This is a genomic window from Actinomycetota bacterium, from assembly GCA_018334075.1.
Classification (GTDB): domain Bacteria; phylum Actinomycetota; class Coriobacteriia; order Anaerosomatales; family UBA912; genus JAGXSC01.
In genome coordinates this window covers 1-22,348 of sequence record JAGXSC010000071.1, presented here as the reverse complement: position 1 = coordinate 22,348, position 22,348 = coordinate 1, and the positions used below count along the sequence as shown (strand labels likewise).

Here is a 22,348-nt window from a genome sequence, read left to right as displayed (position 1 = left end):
AGAATCATAACCTGTAAACCGGTGCTTTTAGCGCGATTGATCACAACAGGACGGTGCGGATGATGCGACGGTGTCCGGTCGTGCGTTGGGGTAAGGTAGAAGTACAAAGCATTTTGGCCGCCGGCCTCTTCGCCGGCGTCTTATTATCCATGCTCCTCGTTGGCCCAGGATTGGCCGAGGCAAGCATGCTGCCTCCTCACGTGCCCACCGAATTGGAGACTGACGCTTGTGCGATTTGCCACCGAGCCCATACGGCGGCCAGTGACATTACGAGAACTGTACCCGCTCGCCCCTGGGATACCACTAGAACTGCACTAATAGTCGGCGCATACACAGGCGCGGCAGACACACAACTCTGCTTTTCGTGCCACGGGTTAGATGCCCTTGGGTCGGAGGTCGACGTCCAGTCGGCGTTCATTTCTTCCTCTGCGCACTCGATCGCGCCGTCTCCGTCTGACTTCGGGCCTTCGCCAAAAAGGTGCAGCTCATGTCATGACAGTCACGGTAGCGAGCGCACGGCGGCGGGCGATCCTTTCCCGGCCTTGTTGAGCGTGGTCGCCAGTGAAGGCAGCACGGCCACGATAAACGCGGGCGACGAGTTTTGCGCCGCCTGCCACGTCATTCGCCCCGGAAGCCGGTGGAGCGGAATCGAGGTCTGGCGAAGGACGGCACATTCCGCCGAGATGACCGCTCCGGCCTCGGGTACCGGTGTGACCTGCTCGAACTGCCACGCTTCCCATGGCTCGGAGATCGCACCCCTCATCAGGACCACCCTTCTTCCACCCGCGGCGCCCGCGACCCAGACGATCTCGGAGAACAACCGCACCCTTTGCTTCGTCTGTCATGCCGGCGGCCAGGCTACCTATCCTGGGCGTGCCCGGTATGAATTCTCCGGCCATGCAATGTCACCGGCGACGATAACGATCGCAGGTGAGTGGCCGTCCGCGGACTCCAGTCGTACCGTCGGTGAATGCCAGAGCTGTCACGCGCCGATGGGCCGTCCGCTTTCGACAGGGCAAACCGTTCCCAGGCTTCTCGAAGCCCCTGGGCGAGCCCTTTGCGATTCATGCCATTCGAGTGGTTCTCCTGTGGCCGCCGCGGCGGCTGATCTGGCTCAATTCAAGTTCCCCGTGGCCGCCAGCCCCAAATTGGAGGTGGCCGTCGCATATAACGCGGGACGAAACCCGGAGGTCTTTGACCGGCTGGCGCTTTACTCGCAGGAGACTACAGGTCCATTGCCATTCGATCTGGTCGGCCCGCGGGAGTATGACCTTCCAGGTGTGGCTGCGGACATGGCCGCCGGCGACATCAGGGGATTGGGGATCAATCAGCTCATCGTCGCCGACTCCGTCGCTAGACGGCTGGCTGTCGCAACACCGGATCCGCTTGCCGGGGTGATCGTCTCGACATATTCGATAACAACCACTCCTACACTTGTAGCGATCGGTGATGTGCTGCTCGACGGCTCGGGCAGGCCGGAAGTACTCGTCGTTTCACGTTCCGCCGAGGCCACGGCGAACAGCTCGCTTTGGGTTTATCGCTGGGACGCCGCGACTGACACCTTGCAGGAGGTCGTAGGCGGTATTGCCCTGGACGATAATGCGTCCGGGCTTACTGTCGGACGCCTAACTCGCGCCGATAGGGACGACATCGTTATCACTGCACTAAGTGGGCCATCGCTAAGCGTTTTCACCGAATCGATCTTGTCCCCCGGAACACTGGGTACCCTGCCGGTGCGTCATTACGTCGCTGCCGATGGCGTACTTGGCGGTCCGAGAGGCCCGAGCATCGGAGATGCCAGCGCGGCCACGCCCGGAAACGAGATAGCGATCGCGAACTCACTGGAGGCGACCTACGGCGTTTCGGTATTCAGTCCATCTACAGGCTTGGTGGGTTCGTACCCACACTCTGGCGCCCCGGATGCCCGCGGGTGGGACACCCTCATTGCTGACGTACTTCCGGCAGTTGCCGGCACCGAGACCGTTTTGGCCTTGCGCAACAACGCAGGCATGAGCTCGATCAACGTGTTTGAGAGGCATGCCACCTCTGGCCTGACTAGCCCACCGCTCGCATACGACACAGGGCTTCATTTCGGGTCGGCCGCGCTGGCGCATGGCGATGTTGACTCGGCACCGGATGGACGCCTCGAACTGGTGGTTGGCAATGCCGGTTCCTGGGGACTTGCGAGGACGGACAACCAGGTTCCACCTTCGGTTCAGGTGTTTGGCATCAATGCCGCCGGCACTGGCTTGACGCCTCCCGAGACATACAGTGGCGGGGGAGCGGAGAAGGCCGGAAACACTCCGGCGATCGCGCTTGTCGACCTGGGCGGCTTGGGTGCTTCGAGACACCCGGTGTCGGTATCCCGTGATCCTGCCGCGCTTGTCACCGCGCACGTATCGACCGAGACCGCTCCTTTTGAACTGCATGTCGAGTGTGCGGATTGCCACAGCGCGCATGAGGCGACAAGCACCCCGTCTCCGGCTGCCGCTGTAGCGCCTGAAGTCTACGGACGCCTGAAGGGGGTCTGGGGTGTGAGGACCGAGTTTACCTCGACCTCGACGATAACTTACACGCAACGCCAAGGTGTCGCCTACGAGCACGAAGTCTGCTTCGAGTGCCACTCCGGATGGAACCGCGCCCCCGGCGGCCCCGATGATGTTGCGATGCAATTCAACATCCACAATCCGTCGTTTCACCCGATCGCGGCCGGCACTTCCCGCGCCGAAAACACTACAGGCTCCTTTGTGCCTGCCACTCCCGCGTGGACGACTTCCTCAGTTCTGCACTGTGTGGATTGTCATGGAAACAGCGATCCTGCCCAGCCTGCCGGCCCGCATTACAGTAGCACCGCGCCGTTGCTCGGCAGGCCGTATCTGGGCGTTCCTTCCGCCGAGGAGACCAAGTTGTGCTATAGCTGCCATAGGTACACCGTGTATTTCACGGGCGCCGAGGATCTGTTGCCGGAGTCGACGAGCAACTTCCGTGGCGCGACTCTGGTCGAGCCGAGATTGCACAGGTTGCACGTCAATGACGCCGGGCTTTCATGCGCCAGCTGTCATGTGTCGCACGGATCGCGCGTGAATGAGCATCTGATTCGGCACGGGCTGGGTTGGAGCGATTCGCCCGCGGGCGGCACGTGTTCGACCCAGTGCCATGCTGGCGGGATCAGAAGCTACTCTCGCTGATCTTCGCAATGGGTTTCGGGCGGCGCAATGCGCACAGCGTATCGACTAACGCACGATGAGGACCGGGGTACCGACCTCGACTCGCTCGAAAAGGTCTTCGACGTCCCAACGGTGCATTCTGAGGCATCCGCGACTTGCCGCTGTTCCTATCGAGTAATTTTTTGTCGTCCCATGGATACGTATTAAGTTAGCGCTTAGGTCAAGCGCTCGGGTGCCCAGCGGGTTGTTCGCTCCCGGGGGGATTACCGCGGGCATTTCACGGGCCCACTCGCTTCCGGGGTTTCTCCAGGTCGGCATGTGCCGCTTGCGGGTGATTTCCCATGTTCCGCGAGGAGTGGAGTGCCCCGGGGCTCCGATGGCTACCCGGTAGGTCTCCTCGAGCTCCATGCCGTCATAGAGGTAGAGCCTTCGCTCGGATAATCTGACAACGATCGTATCGCCGAGATCCGAATCCTCGATTTTGGGAGTTACCGTATCGACAACCAAAGGCGCCCTCTTTACGCCTGTCAGTAAAATCCGGGAGATATTTTCGACGCTTTCGGCGACGTCGACCTCAAGCCCGCTCTCGGCGTTGCGCTTAACTATCTTGCCATTCTCAATGAAGATAGCTGCGTTCACGGGTGGGGTATCTATGCGCGCCGCAGCTCTTCGTACATCCCCTTCAAGTCTAGCTTCATCTACCTCGAGGACTGGCAGAATAGTGTTTGCGGGATGATCGCCGGTAGCGCCGACCAGCAATCGCTCGGCCAGCGTTTTTGAGAGCGTCGGATCCCACGCTGCGTCAAGCATCGCCTCGATATCGGTGTTGACGACGTCAGTGAGGCTCGCTCTGTAGGCCCCCTTCGGACTGTGTATGGTTATCGGCCTGCCTGCGGGTCCCATTCGTTGCGCTATGGCCTGGCTGGCCTGTTCTCTGGTCAGCCCCGATATTGGTGTTCCATCGAAAAGCCAGGTGTTTTCCGGCACTACCCGCTGACTGGTATAGTCTTCGGCAATAGCCAGTGCCACGCTGGCCGACATCCCGAGCAAAAGAACTGACAGCACGACAGCCAACAGGCGCAATGCAGGATTATCAGCGCTCATACTGCGTTCCTTTCAGTTTGTTGGATTATTTTACTATGCAATACAAAGAATGTCGCAAGAGGAGGCTTTGTGGAGCGATTGCGAGCCGAGCAGGTCTATCGAGGCAACATCGACCAACTGCTCAAGAAGATCAACAAAGATGGGGGCATAGACCTCCAGCCATATCGGCGAGCATACGTAGAGCGGCGCATAACCGCGCGAATGCGGATGCTGCGCTTGCACTCATACAGGCAGTACGCGAGCCATCTGACCAGCCATCCGGATGAGTATGCGAAGCTCATGGATACCCTTACCATAAATGTCACGGATTTCTTTCGCGACCCGGTGGTTTATGAAGCCTTCAACACAAAAATATTGCCCTCGCTTATTGAGGATAAGATCAGGTCGCGAAATAGGATAGTGCGTGTTTGGTCTGCTGGTTGCGCCACAGGAGAAGAGCCCTACTCGTTGGCAATGTCGTTTATGGAGGCCCTACGCAATAAAGACGCCAACCTGAACTTCACTATATTCGGGACGGACCTGGATCCCAATGCCCTTGCGACTGCCAAGCAGGCGACGTACGCCACTGCCAAACTGTCGCACATTCCCAAGCGCCTTCAGGTAAAATATCTGCAAGTGGACGGTGATAGATTTCAGATCAACCCTGAAGTGAAAAAGCACGTGAAGTTTCGTCAGATGAATCTTTTCACCGACAAGCCAGTCAGCATGGTCGATGTTATCTTCTGTCGCAATGTATTTATATACTTCGATAAGGAGCAGCAGGAGAAAGTCCTGAAGAGTTTCTGGTCAGCTCTCTCGCGAGGGGGGTATCTTGTCCTTGGGAGAAGTGAGAAGATGAGCGCATCAATGACAAGCGAGTTTCTTCTCGTCAATGGCAAAGAGAGGATCTATCGCAAGCCAAGTAACTTTTGATTTTGTGTGCGCTCAAAGGGGAGCGAGTGTGAAATTTTCGGATTGAGGAGGTTCAACGCTTATGCCAGCAGAGCACAGGAGTAGCGTAGTCAAGGGGGGCCTTTCGCTAGCATTTACCATGCTTACATGGGCAACTATCGGCCCTCCAGTTCTGACGGGGCTGATCTTGTCAGCTATATTCGCCTGGTGGTGGCTTGGGCTTACCCTTTCGGAGATGCTTCCGATCATAGTCGCTGGGTCGATATTTATGATGATACTTTCTGTCCCGGGGACGTATCTTTGGCGATGGCAGTTTAAGTCGCGTATTTTATCCCCGTTGCGGGATCTCGGTGGCGTGATGGTCGAAGTAGGAAAGGGCGATCTCCGTCAACGAGTCGAAGTTGTGCGCAAAGATGAAATCGGACTGCTCGCAGAAGAGTGCAACCACCTGATTGAGTCACTGGCTGACATCGCGGGCAAGGTTTACGTATCCGCCGAGGCGGTTTCCTCCGCATCCAATGAGCTTTCTGCATCCTCAGAGGAGATATCGTCTTCGACTATGGAGATATCTTCGTCCGTACAGCAGATCGCCCATGGCGCGGAGCTTCAGTCCCACAAGATCGAAGAAACCACCCACTCCATGGAGACTATCAGCAGGACCACAGATGTTGTTGCGCGCCAGGCTCAGGAGGTGGCGGCGATGAGTGAGGAGGCCGCGAGGGTCTCCGTTACAGGGCAGAGGGCTACCGAAGAGGCTATTGTCAAGATAGGTGAGGTCCAGCAGGCCATTGAGATCCTGGCTGAGTCAGTCGAAATTCTCGGTAAGCGCGGCAGCGAGATAGGCACGATCGTAGACGTGATAACTTCGATAGCGGATCAAACCAATCTGCTCTCGCTAAATGCCGCGATTGAGGCTGCACGGGCTGGTGAATCAGGTCGCGGCTTCTCGGTCGTTGCGGATGAGGTTCGGAAGTTGGCCGAGGGCTCGGGCAAGGCCGCCGAGCAGATTGGTGAGCTTATCAAGGAAGTGCAGGAAGAGACCGCGCGCGCGGTAAAGTATATGGAGCTTGGCACGCGTGAGGTGGAAAGCGGCAGCGAGGTCGTGGGACGTTCTGCCGAAGCGCTTCGGCAGATCACCGACGTAGTGTCCCGCACCGCGATTTTGGCCGAGCAGATTGCAAAAGCGATGTCGGATCAGGTCTCCAGCACCACGGCGGTGGATACTTCGATGCATGATATCGCCGCTATCGTCGAGCAGAATGCCGCTGCCGCGGAAGAAACCGCCGCTGCCACAGAGCAGCAGACTGCCTGCATGGAGGAGATAGCCTCGGCTGCGCAGGAGCTTTCCGATATGGCTGCCAGGCTTCATGAGGCAGTAAAACAGTTCAAGGTCTAGTGATATATATGTCGAGCGCGACAGAACATACCGATGGGACATACGTAATATTTCGGCTTGGCGCCGAGGAGTACGGCCTAGAGATCGGCAAGGTGCAAAGCATCGTCCATTTCGATCAGCCGACGCCGGTACCTAAAAGCGATGAGTCAATTATGGGAGTGTTGAATTTGCGTGGCAAGGTGATCCCGATAGTCGACGTCGCCCGCCGGTTGGGCCGTGAGAGGTTCAGGCCTGGCTCGGGCTCGAGGATCATTGTAGTTGAAGGCGACGCGGGATTGATGGGGCTTGCGGTAGATTCCGCCAATGAGGTCACCGAGATTCGCGGGGATCAGATCCAGGCGGCTCCGGCGGCAGTATTGGGCGCCGAGGGCCTGGAAGTGTTCGATGGAGTGGCGAATCGAGATGGAGCGTTAGTTATATTGATGAACCTGGATCGCGCTGTACCGAGAGTTGAATACGTGCATTTGGGCGAGACCGTTGCGTTGGAAGGTGAATTCGATGTCCAAGACCGTTCTCGTAGTTGACGACGCTGCTTTCATGAGAATGATGATCCGCGACATTCTGTCGGGGGAGGGATTTGTTATCCATGAGGCGGTTAACGGTCGCGACGCGGTGGAAAAGTACGGGGAAGTCAGGCCCGACCTGGTTACCATGGACATCACGATGCCGGAGATGAGTGGACTGGAAGCTCTGAGGGCTATTCGAGAGAGTGATTCGCGCGCACGCATACTGATGGTTAGCGCGATGGGTCAGCAGAAAATGATTGTGGAGGCACTCGAGTCCGGCGCGATGGATTTTTTGGTAAAACCTTTTCAGCCGGCGAAGGTATTGGAGACCGTCAACAAGTGCCTGGCGCTACGGATACCGTGATTGGATGCGAGAACCGGTCAAAATCAAGGTCCTGGTTGTAGATGATTCTGCGTTGACGCGGCAGATTCTCACGCGGGCGCTGTCGATAGATCCGCGCATTGAAATCGTCGGTACCGCGAAAACAGGCGTAGAGGCGATCGAACTTGCGATGGAGAGACAGCCCGATGTAATTACGCTGGACATTGAGATGCCTGAGTTAAGCGGCCTGGAGGCCCTGCCCGTCTTGACGAGACAATGTGATGCGCGGGTTATAATGCTTAGCTCACTTAGCGATTCAGACTCAACATACCAGGCGCTGTCATCAGGGGCTGTAGATTTCGTCTGTAAGCCCAAAAAAGGTATCGCCAGTACGATGAATGAGCTGTCAGAGTACCTATTGAAGAAGATTCGTGTCGCCTATCGGATAGATCCAGCAAAGGTCGCGGCAACAGTATCCCGCCCTGAGGGCAAGGATTCCCAATGGGCCAAGGCGGGCTCTCTACCGAGGAGGAATGGTGAAGAAAGGGTATCAGGCCCGCCCCAACTCTCCGCGCTGGTTGCGATTGCCGCTTCGACGGGAGGGCCGAACGCTCTCGAAAAGGTGCTATCGGGTCTGGCACCTTCGATTCCTGCTGCTTATTTGATGGTTCAGCATCTGCCGGTGGGATTTTCTGCTTCGCTAGCCCGACGCCTTTCCAATGTTAGCGGCATTCCGGTTTCCGAAGCCGTGGACGGAATGCCTGTCCTTGCGGGCCGAGCGTACATAGCGCCTTATGGCGCGCACATGAGCGTGGAGAAGTCGGGCGACGGAGTTCGGATCCAGCTAAATGACGGCCCTTCGCAGCATGGAGTGAAGCCTGCGGCCGATCCTCTCTTCGCAAGTGTGGCGCGTGAGTTCAAAGAACGCTCGATCGGGGTGGTATTGACAGGCATGGGACACGACGGTGCTCAAGGAATGCTGGAGGTAAGAGACGCGGGCGGTACGACTATCGTGCAAGATGAGGAGACCTCCGTGGTTTGGGGCATGCCAGGCGCCGCTGTGCGTTCGGGCGCGGCCAGGTATGTGGTCCCGCTGGAGCAGGTTGCTGTTGAAATCCGAAAATCAATCAAGGCAAGAGGTGCATCGTGAGTGACATGGATGCATATCGCGATCTTTTCCTATCTGAGAGCGCCGACTATCTTCAAGCGATCACAGGCGGATTGCTCACGCTTGAGGAGTCTCCCAAGGATATTGAGCCGGTGGAGGTAATCTTCCGAGGAGCCCACAGCCTGAAGGGGATGTCGGCCGCTATGGGTTACGAGATGACCGCTGAGCTCACCCACAGGATGGAAGGGCTCATGGATGGCGTTCGAAAGCGGACTCGGCCAGTTGACTCAGAGCTTGTCGACCTGATGCTGGAGGCCGTTGATGTCGTCAGAGGACTGATCGACGAGGAATCGCAGGGTGGTACGGATTATAGCGCTGCCCAGGAGATCATGCAGCGGATAACTGAGATGGCGACGCGCGAGATTCAAGTCGAGGATTCGAACACTTCCGGGGAGGACGTACACCTCTACTCCGTAGTTGTTACGCTCGACAAGGAGTGCGTACTGAAGGCCGTGCGCTCTTACATGGTTATGAAGCGGCTTTCTTACATGGGGACGATAGTCGATACCGTACCCTCGGTTCGAGATCTCGAAGACGAGCGTTTCGACCAGGATTTTACCGTTATCCTGGAAACGAGCAGCCCCTCCGCCGAAATCATCAGGGTGATCGAAGAGGTCACGGAGGTGGAAAAGGCCCAGGTTACGGCGCATGCTGTCGCGCCTACCGAGGAAACTGAAGGGCAAGCAGACCCCGGGAGCCCGAAAGCCTTGGGCCGTCGCACCGAGATACCGAAGCTCTCGGAGACTCAGACCGTGCGAATCTCAATCGGTCATCTTGACTCGATGGTCGATCTCGTCGGGGAGTTGATTATCTTTCGCTCTCGCCTTGAGGCCATTGCAAAATCGCTAGGGAGCAAAGAGCTCGCTGAGGCCACCGAGGAGCTCCAGCGAATCTCATCTGAGCTGCAATATGAAGTGCTGGACACTCGTATGGTGCCTGTCGACAACATATTCAACCGGTTTCCAAGGATGGTTCGTGATTTGGCGCGGGATCTGGGTAAAGAGGTAGCATTTCGTATGGAGGGGCTCGATATCGAACTTGATCGTACCGTGCTTGATGAGATCGGAGACCCAATCGTCCACCTTTTGCGCAACAGCATCGATCATGGGATCGAGTCGCCCGAGGAGCGTAGGACCGCCTCCAAACCCGCAAAAGGCTCTATATCCCTTGTGGCCAAGCGCGAAAGGGATACTGTCAAGATATGCGTAAGTGATGATGGTGGCGGAATTGACGCAGGGCGAGTGTGGAAGAAGGCATGTGACCTGGGGCTGGTCAACCATGAGGAATACGATGAGTACACCGATGAAAACATCTTGCTGCTGACATGCGTGCCCGGGTTTTCAACCGCCAAGAAGGCCACAAAAGTGTCGGGTAGGGGAGTTGGCATGGATGCCGTAAAGGGCAAGATCGAGTATCTTGGCGGCTCGATGTCGGTTAGATCTGCATTGGGAGTGGGCACAACCGTCGAGCTCTCGCTTCCCCTGACACTCGCGATTATACAGGCGCTTCTAGTGATAGCTCACAATCAGGTGTTTGCGTTGCCGATCAGTCATGTAGATGAAGTCATGAGACCCGACGGAGTGCGGCTGGACACGATCGATGGTGCGCCGGTGCTGATCGGTAGGGACGGGTCTGTAATTCCGGTGTCGCGTCTCGATGAATTGCTCGGACTTTCTTCACGCGGGGGCAAGGTGGAAGCAGGGGAGCACGTGGTGCTTGTTCACTATGCCGATGGGATAAAGCGTGGACTTGTGGTTGGAGGGCTTGGGGGGCGGATCGAGGCCGTTGTGAAGCCACTAGCGCAGGTGTTTCGGAGTGTGAGGGGTGTCAGTGGGGCTACGGTGCTTGGGGATGGAAGTGTTGCATTGATATTGGACCCAAGGACGATGTTCTTGCATGGAGAGGGCCACTAATGGAGATTTCAAAGCTGACGGAGCTGCAACTCGACGCTATTCGAGAGATCGGAAGCATAGGGGCAGGACATGCCGCAACAGCGTTATCACAGTTGACAGGCAAGCAGATCGACATCTCCGTTCCGTCCCTTGAAATCGTTCCGTGTACTGAGGTTCCTCAAGTGTTTGGTGGACCGGAAAGGCTGGTCGGCGCCGTTTACGCGAGAATTCTTGGGGACATCTCGGGCAACATATTGTTTATGGTTGACAGGGAGTCTTCACTGGCGCTGGTCGATCTGATGCGTGGTCGCACCATAGGCACCGCCAGGACCTTTGGGCACGAGGAAGAAAGGCAGGTAACCCACACCGCATCAGTACTGATTGCCGCTTACATTGCCTCGATTGCCCGTCTTACGGACATGGATATACTTCCGTCCAGCCCGATGTTTGCCCTGGACATGGCTGGTGCCATCTTGCAGGTTGCGGCCCTCGAGGCGAGTCTGAGCTCCGACCAGGCAATTCTGGTGCGCACCAGATTCAGCGACGAGGGGACTTCGGTCGATGGCGCACCCTTCTTCCTTCCGGACTCCGCGGGGCTTGAGGTGATTCTTGGGCGACTGGGAGTAAAGTGATGTCGATGCTTCCCGATGGATCTCTCGATGCTGCTGAGGCTCCAGTCAGAGTCGAGGTTGGCCTTGGCGAGCTGGCGTATGCACGTCATCCTGATTACCTGATGACTCCTGCGCTGGGATCCTGTGTGGCTGTGACACTTTGGGACCCTACACTCAAGCATGGAGCGATGGCCCATGTGATGCTACCAGCTCCGCCACGAGTAGCACTGCCAGGCAACTCTGCAAGGTATGCAATCTATGCTATCGGTAAGATGGCGGAGGACCTCAGGAACGCCGGATCCCCTCGCCGGCGCTTGGTAGCCAAAATTGCCGGTGGCGCAGCGATGTTTCAGGCCGATGGTATTTTGGCCAGTGTCGGTGAGCGCAACGTTGAAGAAGTAAAAAAACAGCTGGCACTGTTGAAAATACCCCTACTTGCCGAAGATATAGGCGAGCGTCACGCTCGAACTGTAGAGTTACATCTGGACACCGGAGTACTGTTAGTGCGAAGTTATCTTTATGGTGTGAAGAGGCTATGATTCATGACACACGCATAGAGGGCAACCTGCCTTCATCGTTTGCCTCGGCAAGCGACACCGGCGCAGAAAGGCTCGGGGTCGCTATTGTCGGCGGCAATCTTCGTGCTGCCTCGATTTTGCGACTGCTCAGTGAGGTGGATAATATCGATGTTCTGGCGGTAAGCTGCGGCAATTCCGTTGCGCCCGCCATACGCCTTGCCGAAGATATTGGGGTTTACACGACACGAGACTTCACTGAGATATATCAGTTGCCGTCTCTAGGTTTGATCATCGACATCTCCGGCGATCCCGAGATATACAACGCCTTGCGCTCTCAGCGACCCTCGGGCACCGAGCTGATCGGAGCCACAGGAACCAACCTGATATGGGATCTTCTGGTGGCAAAGAAGCGCGGAGAGGAGCAAGAGAAGCTGTTCGTGGAGTTGCAGATCGCCTACGACAAGATCAGGAGCCACGAACGCAACTTGCAGATAAACCAGGAAAAGCTTGAGCGAGCCAACGAGGAGCTCGAATGGCGGCTCGCCGAGATATTCTTCACGCATGAGTTCTTTAAAGCGCTGACACTGTTTAGCGGCATCGACGACGTCTGTTCCCTGATTGTAGATGGCGCCAATGGAATTCTCGGTGCCGAGATATCGTGTGTGTACTTGCTATCGAAAGATGACTGGACGCTAAGACTCGCCGCTTCTCAGGGAAGATCCGAGGATCACTTCAGGCCTGTGATCTCGACAAGAGAAACGATACTGGGCAAGGCATTTCGAGAGGGAAGCGTCTACGAATCCGATGTGCCCTACAATTCAGAGTCGGCAGGCTGGCTGGTGGAGCCCGGAAGTGTAAGGTCGCAGGCGGCGGTTTCCCTAGGAGTCGGGGACCAGGTGCTAGGTGTGCTGGTGATCGGGTCTGCTTTCCACAGGGAGATGAGCGCTACTGAGGCAGAAAGGCTACGCGTGATAGGCAGCCAATCTTCGATCTCGGTTCACAACGCCCTACTCCATGATGAGCTGGAGCGCCTGTCCGTCACCGACCGGCTGACAGAGCTTTATAACCACGGCCACTTCCACCAGCGTCTTGAGGAGGAGTTCGGCCGCGCTGAGCGCTTCGGCCACACACTGGCTCTGATAATGCTGGATATCGACAACTTCAAATCATTCAACGATACGTATGGGCATCCTAGGGGAGACAGGGTTCTTCAAACGGTGAGTGCCGCGATTCGCAACAACTTGCGGGAGATGGACATAGCGGCTCGATACGGTGGTGAGGAGTTCGTAGTTCTGCTGCCCGAAACTGACGCTGAAGGCGCTTTGGCAGTGGCCGAGAGGATCAGGAAAGAAGTAGAGGAGACGCAGTTCGTCGTCGGAGAGGGGATTCCGCCGGTACACCAGAGCGTTTCGGCGGGCGTGGCGGCATATCCGGCTCATGCCAGCAAGGCATCTACCCTCGTTGATGAGGCCGACAAGGCGATGTATGTGGCCAAGCGCGAGGGGAAGAACCGCGTCAGGGTGGCAGGTTGAGCGTGAAGCCGATACTACCCGGGGCGAGGGGCCCCGCTGTCGAAGACGTACAAAGACGCCTGCTTTCGCTCGGCTACGACCTGGGCAGAACGGGCGTCGACGGAGTCTTTCTCGGCAAGACGATGGAGGCCATTCGTTCGTTTCAGGCCGAGCACAGCCTTCAGGATGACGGAGTGGTCGACCACAAGACGTGGGCTGCCTTGGTGGATTCGACTTTTACGTTGGGTGACAGGATGCTCTATCTTCGACTGCCACACTTCCACGGATCAGATGTCAAGACGCTTCAGGAAGCGCTGAATGTGCTGGGGTTTTCTGCAGGACAAAACGATGGCATATTTGGTGCACACGCAGATAGGGCCGTAAGGGAGTTTCAGCGCAGTTGCGGTCACAATGTTGATGGAATTTTTGGCCCGGAGACCGTCAGGGAGCTTATGGCGCTACGACATCTTTGGCATGGCAAGGCTGCCTTGACGCCTTTTGATCGCGTTGACATCGACACGAAGTGACCCGGGCGAAGTAGGCCCTGGAGCACGGGGTATAGTGGATTTACGCCACTTTTGCGCAGGCGGCCGCATCAGGGGTTGGCCCGAAATATGCTTTACTGGTCGCACGAGTGGCTAGTTGGTATAATCGTCGGCACACCCGATGAATAATATGTGGATATTCGACTGGGAGGAATCCCATTGAAATTTTTTCTTTCGATCTTCAAAGTTGCAACCGTCGCTGTTCTGGTCCTGCTGCTAAGTGTGGCTCCAGTGGCCGCGAATCCCAACATATCTGAAAAACGCGAGGAAGCCAGACGCGTCAAGGCTCAACTGGATGAGCTTGACAGGCAACTTGCTCTGGCTGCAGAGGACCACAATGAGGCCAGGGTTGCTCATGGTGACCTTGTGCGGAAGATCGAAAGCACACGCAAGGCCCTCGCCGAAACCAATGCCAGAATCGAGCAGCTTCAGACGGTATTATCGAAGAGCACAGATTCGATGTATCGCCGTGGACCCCTGAACTTTGTCGAGGTGCTTTTGAACACCGATGATCTTGGTGAGTTATCTGCAACCTGGGAGATGCTAAAAGAGATCAACAGGCAGGAAGCCAGAAACGTCGCCCAGCTCAAGGAAGAACGAATCAAGGCACAGCGTTACGAGGCCGAACTTGTTACCAAGGAAGCCGAAGCCAAAGCCGTAGTTCAGACGATGGAGTCGCGCCGGGCGACTATAGAATCCAAATTAAATGAGCGCAGGAGAATGCTGACAGGCCTTGAGGCTGAGATCGCCGCGCTCGAGCGTGAAGAGGAGGCCCGCGCACTGGCCGTCTTGCGTGCTTCTGTGGCGCGGTCATCCACCGAGCCAGGAGGACGCAGGTTCCCGCCACCAACCAGAGCCCCACGCAGCGAAGTTGTCAACATAGCGAAACGCTACCTCGGAGCACCTTATCGATGGGGGGCGGAAGGCCCGAACTCATTTGATTGCAGCGGCTTCACGCAGTTTGTCTTTCGCCAGGTCGGCGTCAACCTGCCACGCGTCTCAAGGCAGCAGATACGCGTCGGAGAGCGGGTTTCGCGCAATGATCTTCAGCCCGGAGACTTAGTCTTCTTCGGCAATCCGATTCATCACGTCGGAATCTATGTTGGCGGGGGAAGGTATATTCACTCTCCGCGCACCGGAGATGTCGTCAGCATTGATCCTTTGACACGCAGGGACTTTGTTGGAGCATCCCGTCCATAAAGTTCGCTCGACGCACAGGTTCCGTAGTCCTGATTGTGTTGTATCCTGTAGCACAAGAGACGTAGGAAACGGGATGGTTGATCATGGCTGAGATCGACGGATTACTAAAGATCATGGCAGAGTACGGTTCCTCGGACCTGCACCTGAAGGCCGGGAGCCCACCGGCCATACGCCAGAACGGCCGACTGGTGGTGCTTCGCGAGCGCTTTCAGGCACTGAAAGCCGAGGATACTCAGTTGCTTGCCATGGGAATAATGGACGAGCGCCAGGTGCGATCGTTCGAAAACCATCGTGAGATAGACTTTGCGTACTCACTTTCCGGGGTCGGGCGTTTTCGAGTAAACGTTTTTCACCAGCGAGGCAGCGTCGGTATGACTCTGCGTCGAGTGGCTACGGAGCGAGAGAGCATCGAGGGACTCGGCTTGCCCGGTGTAGTCAGAGCTCTCGCCGAGGAACCTCGCGGACTGGTGCTTGTAACTGGAACCGCCGGGTCGGGCAAGACTACTACTCTGGCCGCCATGATAGATCACATAAACTCGACGCGCGAAGGTCATATTGTGACCATCGAGGATCCGATCGAGGTCTTGCATCAAGACAAGAAGTGCATCGTCAATCAGCGCGAGATCGGGATCGATACAGATAGCTACTCCGATGCTTTGCGTCATGTCGTGCGCCAGGACCCTGACGTGATCCTTATCGGAGAGATGCGCGACCACGAGACCGTCGCTGCAGCGATAACAGCAGCCGAGATTGGCAACCTCGTTCTTTCGACCCTGCACACCATCGACGCCACCGAGACGATCAACCGGATAATCGACTTCTTCCCTCCATATCAGCAAAAACAGATCCGTTTCATGCTGGCCTCGACGCTGAAGGGTATTGTGTCTTTGAGGCTGATACCTTCGATCAACGGCGGCTTGGTGCCCGCTGTTGAGGTTATGGTGACAACCGGCACCATCAGGGAGTACATCCTGGATCCCGACAAGACCTACATGATCAGAGATGCCATGGATGAAGGCGATTACTATGGCATGCAGACGTTCGATCAGAGTCTGGTAAGGCTCTACTCTTCGCGCCTTATCACCTTGGACGATGCGATAGCGATGGCTCACAATGCGCACGATTTCAAAATCAAGATCAGGCAACTCGGCATCGATCCCCATTCAGCTGCCGAGAGCGGCGTCTACTGATATCAAACTTATTCATCGCCTAGCCGTAACCAACTGCCTTGCGGCTACGTTATCTATTGCGGAGCCTACTTAGTGAGCAACTGGAGAGAAGCAAGGCATATTGATAGGCTGGTAAAGAGGGCGATCAGGGGTGATGTCGATGCTTTCGGATCGATATTCGATCACTATGCCGATCGCGTGTATGCGTTTGTCAGAGCGCGAACAAGCTCTCCTCAGGACGCAGAGGACATTACGGGTACGGTGTTTCTCAAGGCGTTCGAGGCAGTGTCTGATTATCGGCAGCAGGGATTCGGATTTGGAGCCTGGTTATTCCGAATTGCGCACAACACGATCATCGACCACTACAGGAAAGCCGGAAGATTACCAGAGCCTGTCGAGGACATTGAATTTTACCCTATACAGGACCCTATCCTTCTGGACGAACTGATCGTTGCGAAGGTGGACGCCGAGATGGTCAAAGCTCTCATATTGAACCTCACACACGACCAGGCCGCCGTGATCGTCGCAAGGTTTTTCTGGGATATGGATGTCAGGACAACGGCGAGGTCTTTGGGAAGAACAGAGGGTTCTGTCAAGGCGCTTCAACATCGTGCGATGAAGCGGTTGGCTGACATGATCGAGGAATTAGCTGAAGATGAAATATAGGGAAAGATATCCCGCGCTTTCGGCCAAGGTGCGCCTTGCCGCCGAAGAGATGCCACTGGATGTGCGTGAGCGGCTGCGTCACCGCATTGTCACGCGCCTGGACAGGGCGGGCGTCAGACCTGTGGCATACAGGAGGGTGGCGGTAGTTCAGCTTGCCGCTATGATTCTTGCGGCGATGACTCTTCTCGGCGGAACGGCTTACGCCGTCTCTCGTTCGCAGCCTGGTGATTTTCTGTATCCGGTGAAGGAGTCCGTCGTCGGCATCGGCCGGATATTGCCTTCCGCCGAGAGATTGCCGGATGAGCCCACACAACGAAAAGTGGCTCCAGAGCCAGACCCCAAGCCGATGGAGCGCGAGGAAGAATCTGGTGCGAGCGAAAAGCCCGACGAGTCAAAAGATCCCGCTAACGTTCCCGGTAAGCCGGCTTCGGAAGAGGCTGAAGGGGCTTCCGACAAACCCAGGGGCTATGGCGAGGACTACTACGATGAAGCTGCGCCTACTGAGGACCACGATGAGCCCGCATCCGGCCAGTATCGCGACGGGGACGAGGAGATCGAGGAAAAGAGCGAGATCGAGCGTCGGGAGCCCTCTGGCTCCAACCGAGGGCACCGAAACGGCTATCCCGAAGATTAACGCACGGCAGCTACTTTTTCCGGGCGGCGAGTCTTTCATCCACGAGTCTGCCTAGCCAGGCTCCAATTGCAGCGCCTATAGTGTCGAATCCCCAATCGGCAATATCTGGTGTCCGGTTTGGGACGAAAGACTGGTGAATCTCATCGGTCACTCCATAGGCCGAGGCCAACAGTATCGCCAGGCATATCGCAGAGGCACGATCTGCTCCGGGCCTGAGCGCGATGAAAATCAAGGCCGACAAGATCAGGTAAACGACGACATGCGCCAGCGAGCTAAAACCTGTTGGAGGCAGATCGGTTCCAGGGATGGAAGACAGCCAGAAGATTACCCCGGCCCAAAGAAACGACGGCATCCAGAGGAGCACTCTGGGTGCGATATGAATCAGGCGTTTGGGCGCATGCCGTGGTAACATAATTCAGGGCATCCTTCTCGGGCATCGAGCGTATCGAAAGAGATCGTGTGGTCGAGAGTATTTCCGGGCGTTTAGTTTACCCGATTCGCCGCTATGCAGGAGGGATTAAGTGACCGCCTCCAGGCGCATGGAGATTGTGCTTAAAGTCGTATTTGCGGTAGTTGTCGCAGTGGCCCTCTTCCTTGCCGCGTCGGGGGTATATCTGTATCAGCTGTCCACAACATTGCCTGATTTTGCGGATGGCCCCGAGGTATTCAGGACAGCCCAGACCTCTGTCGTATATGCGGCTGACGGCTCGGTGCTTGCAAGGTGGCATGCCGGCGAGGATCGGACGGTAGTGCCGCTCGAGTCGATGACTGAGTCGCTTCGCGATTCGGTCGTAGCCACTCAGGATCCATATTTTTTCGAGCATCATGGAGTAAGCATCGACGTTATCCTCTCGTCGATTGGACTGGGAGGATCTTCGGCGGATGACAGCGCGCAGGATATCGTAGGCAGTACGATCACCCAGCAGGTAGTGAAGATGCTCTTTCCTGAGGAGAGGCGCACCCTCGTGCGGAAAGCACAAGAGGTGATGCTTGCGTATGAGTTATCGGTTCGGGTAGAGAAGTCAGATGTGCTTGCCATGTACCTGAACACCGTATACTTCGGCCACGGCGCCTACGGAGTCGAAGCGGCGGCACGTCGCTTTTTTGGCGTCCCGGCATCGGAGCTGACGCTCGCTCAGTCAGCTGTTCTCGCAGGACTTATAGATTCACCGGCGCGGTACTCGCCGATCAACGAGCCGGAAGCCGCCCTAAAACAGCGCAATCGGGTTCTGTCGAGCATGGAGCGGCTTGGATATATCTCGTCGGAGGCGAAAAGCACTGCTAGTGGAGAGCCGATCACACTTGCGCCACAGGTGAATGCCCCGAGTGTTGCCCCGTACTTTGTCGAGCACGTGAAACGGACACTCATAGATGAGATTGGGAAAGACCAAGTTTTTACAGGTGGGCTTCGCGTGCATACTACGCTTGAGCCTTCGCTCCAACGAGAAGCGGAAACCGCCGCGCAGAGTTTGCTCGGAGGGGTCAGTGATCCGGAATACGCGATTGTCGCAATCGATCACAGCACCGGGCGGGTGCTGGCCATGGTGGGCGGCCGCGATTTCGCGCAAAACCAGTTCAACCTCGCCACGCAGGGTCGCCGTCAGCCGGGTTCGGCGTTCAAAACATTCGTACTTGCCGAGGCATTGGAGCGGGGAGTTAACCCCGATCAGATATTTGATGCCACCCCATATACGGTTCAGGTGACCGACGGAACATGGGTCGTCAACAACTACGAAAATGAGGCTACCGCCCCTCGCGTTAGCTTCCGGGCCGCGACCAACTGGTCGATAAATGCGGTATACGCTCGGTTGATCATGAGCATGGGCGCAGAGAGTGTCGTAGATATGGCGCGGCGCACCGGGATTACCAGCCCTTTGGAGGCTAATCCCGCTATTGCGCTCGGCGGGTTGGAGATTGGGGTTTCTCCGCTTGAGATGACCTCGGCGTATGGAACCTTTGCCAACGGCGGAACCAGGATGCCTGTAGTTGTGGTCTCAAAGGTTACCGACAGCGAGGGGAACCTGATTTGGGAGCCGACGGCCTCTCCGGAGCGCGCTGTAGAAGAATCTGTGGCGCGACTGACCTCCTCTATGCTGCGGGGTACCGTAGAGGCCGGAACGGGGGCGGCGGCGAATATTCCAGGCGTTTGGGTCGCCGGTAAGACCGGAACAACCCAGTCCTATCGCGATGCCTGGTTTGTCGGTTATACCGACAATATTGTGTGTGGCGTTTGGGTTGGGCACAGAGAGGGCCAGATTGACATGACCAATGTCAGGGGTGCGCCAGTAAGCGGTGGCAGCCTTCCTGCTCAGATATGGAACCGCTTCGTCTCTCGAGCTATTCTCGTTCACGAAAAACCTATAGCTCCAGCACAAGGTAGTGGCGTCGCAACTTCGGAGGGGGGCGAAAGTGTGCCAGCCACCGAGGCGGCAGCCGCATTGCAACCAGTGACCATATGTCCTCAGTCCGCTAGAATCGCGGTGGCTGGTTGTCCGGATCCTCAAGAAATCTATTTGAAGGCCGAGGATGTACCGAGTGGCGTATGTACGGTGCACTAGGCGTAGATGACAGGATGCTAGATTGAGCTACTACAAGGTATTGCAGGTTGATCCGGCGGCCGAGCCTGAGGTCATCAGTAAGGCGTACAAAGCCTTGTCTTTGAAGTATCATCCTGATCGGGTCAACGGGATCGATGCTGACGAGGCGAACAGGCAAATGCAGCGCATAAATCAGGCGTATGCAGTTCTCGGTAATCCGGAAAAGCGTAAGGAGTATGATAGATCACGCATTGCGGCAGACGAGGTATCGTCCTGGGATAAGTTTATGGAGGAAGGCCTCGTGGGTTTGTTCCTTGAAAAGGTGAGAGGCGAATTACGGCGCTGAATGGGAAAAAGGGGTTCGCGCATTCAATCGCTTAGGTTGTTTAGCATGCCTGTAACGGTTTTGAGGATTAAGGGGTACGACACCGAGCCGTCATTTAATGGAGATCCGTTGATGAATGTTACTGGAAAGAAAAGCCCTTTTACCTCGATCTCCTCGGCAGCTTTTACGTGTGACTTTGCCACGTTTGTGTCAGACAGGTCGCGGTAGATGATTTGGGCAGCACTGCCGAAGCGACTTTTTAGTTCCTGGGCGATAATGGAGACGATCTCCTCCGGAGACCATGAAGGACCTCAACCGAGCTGAGCGCAGGCATTGCCAGAAGGCCGATCAAACACCTCGACGGTCACCGGTAATCCTTGAGACATGGCGGCTCCCTCTACTAAGCGGCAGGTAACTAACGTTGGATAAGGCCAGGGTTGAACACGGCAGCAGTATACCCTACAGGGTATGGTTATACAATATAGTCACGCACTCTAACCATGCCCGAGCGTCAATTGGTAAGATTAGCCTACTTAGGCAATAAGGACAGGAGATCACCTTGCGAGCTATCATAAGTTCAGTTACGGGGCGCCGACTTCTAATTCAAATGCTGCTTGCCGGTACCGCCATCGGAGTGATTTTTTCGCTCGTCGCATCCCTACTCGTCACCCCCAAAAGCGATATGCTCCACGTGGCTTTTTGGGCTTTGTGTATAGCGGCAGGGCTAGTGCTAGGGCTGGTGTGCACGTACGTGACCGTCAGTACAAGCAGATCTCTTTTGTCTGGCCTACTGGAGACCGCCGGTGCACGAGGGGCACTTGATGCCAGTATCTCAGGAGGATCCGTTGACGATATTCAGCAAGAGGCCCTGAAGCTATTTACCAAAGTCGATGATCTGCTAGATCAGTCGCTTTCGGCAAACACGGATATACGAGCGTTGACGGCACAAATTCTTGCGGCTACCGAGCAACAGGCATCCGGCGCCGCAGAGCAGGCAGCAGCGGTCAGTCAAACTTCGGCTACCGTAGAAGAGCTTGCGCAAACTTCAAAGCAGATTGCGGAGAACTCTTCCACAGTCGCCACAGCGGCTGAGAGCACGCTGGCGACCGTGGAAGATAGCATGCGTTCGGTTCTGGACACTGCGGAAGGCATCGAGGAAATACGAATCAGCACCCAACAGGTGTCAGACAAAATATTGGTTCTTGGAGAGCGCAGCCAGGAGATCGGCCGCGTACTAGTTATCATCGATGATATCGCCGAGCAGACGAAAATCCTTGCGCTGAATGCTGCTATCGAGGCGGCAAGGGCGGGAGAGGCGGGCAAGGGATTCGCGGTCGTGGCCGAAGAGATACGCAAGCTCGCCGATTCGGTCACGGATTCGACGCAGGAGATCGGTCGCGTGGTTCATGAGATCCAGACCTCGTCCTCTCAGCTAGTCATGTCAACGGAGCGGACAACCCACAAGGTCGACGAGGGTAAAATGCTGGCTCAGCGCACCGCTGAATGCCTGGATCGAATTGTGCGTCGGGCCGAGGGTACCACCGATGCCGCCAAGCAGATTTCGATCGCGACTCAGCAGCAACGTACCGCATCAGATCAAGTTGTATTGTCGATGCGAGAGGTCGCTCAGGTAAGCCAACAGGCCGCCGAGACGTCGCGCCAAATATCTACTGCTATCGAGGACCTGAATAGGGTAGCCGATTCGTTGTTGATCAAGTTAGCACGACGGCACACTGCCTAGCACGACGGCACACTGAGTGCCTGAGGGCGAAGGACTACGGCCACCGCAAGTGTATTTTCGATTTGTGGAGATTTTGCGGACAAGTTATTGAATGCGCTACTAGCATAGGTTATCGTGTGAGTCAGTAGTTTTGTGCGATATTTCACTTGCCAGCGGCGATGTTGTCAATTGAAGAGGGGCTTGTATGCAAAAAATATCACTTGCCGGATTCAAGGATCCGAAGAGACGGCCACGCTATATCATCTGGACAGCGACAGCGGCCTTCTTCCTGGCAGGTTTTATCCTTTTCGCGCTCATGGTCACCTCCACCAACTGGTTTTGCGCTGATATCTGTCACGCCGTTCAGGTAGATAGCGTTATGGCTTGGGAAAGATCCACCCACGCAAACGTCTCCTGCGTTTCGTGTCACATGTCTGTCAACATGAATCCCGCTGAGTTTCTGCTA

At 56.3% G+C, this 22,348-nt stretch carries 21 protein-coding genes; 19 read left to right on the top strand and 2 right to left on the bottom strand.

What is annotated here, in order from left to right; all coding sequences use genetic code 11:
• Window positions 1-59 precede the first annotated feature (59 nt).
• Window positions 60-3,188: a hypothetical protein gene (locus tag KGZ89_08890; protein MBS3974966.1), complete on the top strand. Its 3,129-nt coding sequence runs from the start codon at window positions 60-62 to the stop codon at window positions 3,186-3,188.
• A gap of 45 nt (window positions 3,189-3,233) precedes the next feature.
• Here the strand turns inward: KGZ89_08890 and KGZ89_08885 are convergent, their stop codons facing one another.
• A complete protein-coding gene (locus KGZ89_08885) occupies window positions 3,234-4,271 on the bottom strand; it encodes a L,D-transpeptidase family protein (GenBank protein MBS3974965.1) in 1,038 nt (345 codons plus the stop codon).
• 69 nt (window positions 4,272-4,340) lie between these two features.
• On the opposite strand from KGZ89_08885, the gene KGZ89_08880 reads away from it, so the two are divergent.
• The 14 genes from KGZ89_08880 (at window position 4,341) to KGZ89_08815 (ending at window position 17,300) form a co-directional block, all read left to right on the top strand.
• Complete coding sequence (locus tag KGZ89_08880; GenBank protein ID MBS3974964.1) at window positions 4,341-5,183, top strand: protein-glutamate O-methyltransferase CheR; 843 nt, start codon at window positions 4,341-4,343, stop codon at window positions 5,181-5,183.
• Window positions 5,184-5,244: 61 nt separating this feature from the next.
• Entirely contained in the window at window positions 5,245-6,558 is a 1,314-nt protein-coding gene (locus KGZ89_08875; GenBank protein ID MBS3974963.1) for a HAMP domain-containing protein, read from the top strand.
• Between the two features lie 8 nt (window positions 6,559-6,566).
• On the top strand, window positions 6,567-7,082 hold the full coding sequence (locus KGZ89_08870; GenBank protein ID MBS3974962.1) for a purine-binding chemotaxis protein CheW: 516 nt from the start codon (window positions 6,567-6,569) through the stop codon (window positions 7,080-7,082).
• Entirely contained in the window at window positions 7,057-7,428 is a 372-nt protein-coding gene (locus KGZ89_08865; GenBank protein MBS3974961.1) for a response regulator, read from the top strand. The genes KGZ89_08870 and KGZ89_08865 overlap by 26 nt, the downstream gene beginning before the upstream one ends.
• Before the next feature lie 4 nt (window positions 7,429-7,432).
• Window positions 7,433-8,536: a chemotaxis response regulator protein-glutamate methylesterase gene (locus KGZ89_08860; GenBank protein ID MBS3974960.1), complete on the top strand. Its 1,104-nt coding sequence runs from the start codon at window positions 7,433-7,435 to the stop codon at window positions 8,534-8,536.
• The gene (locus KGZ89_08855; protein ID MBS3974959.1) at window positions 8,533-10,467 is read left to right on the top strand and encodes a chemotaxis protein CheA; all 1,935 of its coding nucleotides are present in this window, start codon (window positions 8,533-8,535) and stop codon (window positions 10,465-10,467) included. Before KGZ89_08860 ends, KGZ89_08855 begins: the two co-directional genes overlap by 4 nt.
• Window positions 10,467-11,078, top strand: coding sequence for a chemotaxis protein CheC (locus KGZ89_08850; GenBank protein ID MBS3974958.1), 612 nt, complete (start codon window positions 10,467-10,469; stop codon window positions 11,076-11,078). Before KGZ89_08855 ends, KGZ89_08850 begins: the two co-directional genes overlap by 1 nt.
• Window positions 11,078-11,596, top strand: coding sequence for a chemotaxis protein CheD (locus KGZ89_08845; protein MBS3974957.1), 519 nt, complete (start codon window positions 11,078-11,080; stop codon window positions 11,594-11,596). The genes KGZ89_08850 and KGZ89_08845 overlap by 1 nt, the downstream gene beginning before the upstream one ends.
• A complete protein-coding gene (locus KGZ89_08840) occupies window positions 11,593-13,107 on the top strand; it encodes a GGDEF domain-containing protein (GenBank protein MBS3974956.1) in 1,515 nt (504 codons plus the stop codon). The genes KGZ89_08845 and KGZ89_08840 overlap by 4 nt, the downstream gene beginning before the upstream one ends.
• On the top strand, window positions 13,104-13,613 hold the full coding sequence (locus KGZ89_08835) for a peptidoglycan-binding protein (protein MBS3974955.1): 510 nt from the start codon (window positions 13,104-13,106) through the stop codon (window positions 13,611-13,613). The genes KGZ89_08840 and KGZ89_08835 overlap by 4 nt, the downstream gene beginning before the upstream one ends.
• Before the next feature lie 177 nt (window positions 13,614-13,790).
• A complete protein-coding gene (locus KGZ89_08830) occupies window positions 13,791-14,831 on the top strand; it encodes a C40 family peptidase (GenBank protein ID MBS3974954.1) in 1,041 nt (346 codons plus the stop codon).
• Window positions 14,832-14,914: 83 nt separating this feature from the next.
• The gene (locus KGZ89_08825) at window positions 14,915-16,021 is read left to right on the top strand and encodes a PilT/PilU family type 4a pilus ATPase (protein MBS3974953.1); all 1,107 of its coding nucleotides are present in this window, start codon (window positions 14,915-14,917) and stop codon (window positions 16,019-16,021) included.
• Between the two features lie 72 nt (window positions 16,022-16,093).
• A complete protein-coding gene (locus tag KGZ89_08820; protein ID MBS3974952.1) occupies window positions 16,094-16,666 on the top strand; it encodes a sigma-70 family RNA polymerase sigma factor in 573 nt (190 codons plus the stop codon).
• Window positions 16,656-17,300, top strand: coding sequence for a hypothetical protein (locus tag KGZ89_08815; protein MBS3974951.1), 645 nt, complete (start codon window positions 16,656-16,658; stop codon window positions 17,298-17,300). Before KGZ89_08820 ends, KGZ89_08815 begins: the two co-directional genes overlap by 11 nt.
• A gap of 10 nt (window positions 17,301-17,310) precedes the next feature.
• Here KGZ89_08815 and KGZ89_08810 read toward each other — a convergent pair whose 3' ends face one another.
• The gene (locus KGZ89_08810; GenBank protein ID MBS3974950.1) at window positions 17,311-17,712 is read right to left on the bottom strand and encodes a VanZ family protein; all 402 of its coding nucleotides are present in this window, start codon (window positions 17,710-17,712) and stop codon (window positions 17,311-17,313) included.
• Between the two features lie 109 nt (window positions 17,713-17,821).
• Here KGZ89_08810 and KGZ89_08805 point away from each other — a divergent pair, with 109 nt between their 5' ends.
• The 4 genes from KGZ89_08805 to KGZ89_08790 all read left to right on the top strand — a co-directional run.
• A complete protein-coding gene (locus tag KGZ89_08805) occupies window positions 17,822-19,858 on the top strand; it encodes a transglycosylase domain-containing protein (GenBank protein ID MBS3974949.1) in 2,037 nt (678 codons plus the stop codon).
• 22 nt (window positions 19,859-19,880) lie between these two features.
• Window positions 19,881-20,183, top strand: a complete 303-nt coding sequence (locus KGZ89_08800; protein MBS3974948.1) for a DnaJ domain-containing protein — start codon at window positions 19,881-19,883, stop codon at window positions 20,181-20,183.
• A 538-nt stretch (window positions 20,184-20,721) separates the two neighbouring features.
• A complete protein-coding gene (locus KGZ89_08795; GenBank protein MBS3974947.1) occupies window positions 20,722-21,903 on the top strand; it encodes a methyl-accepting chemotaxis protein in 1,182 nt (393 codons plus the stop codon).
• Window positions 21,904-22,087: 184 nt separating this feature from the next.
• The coding region (locus KGZ89_08790; GenBank protein MBS3974946.1) for a NapC/NirT family cytochrome c at window positions 22,088-22,348 on the top strand (261 nt) is incomplete at its 3' end.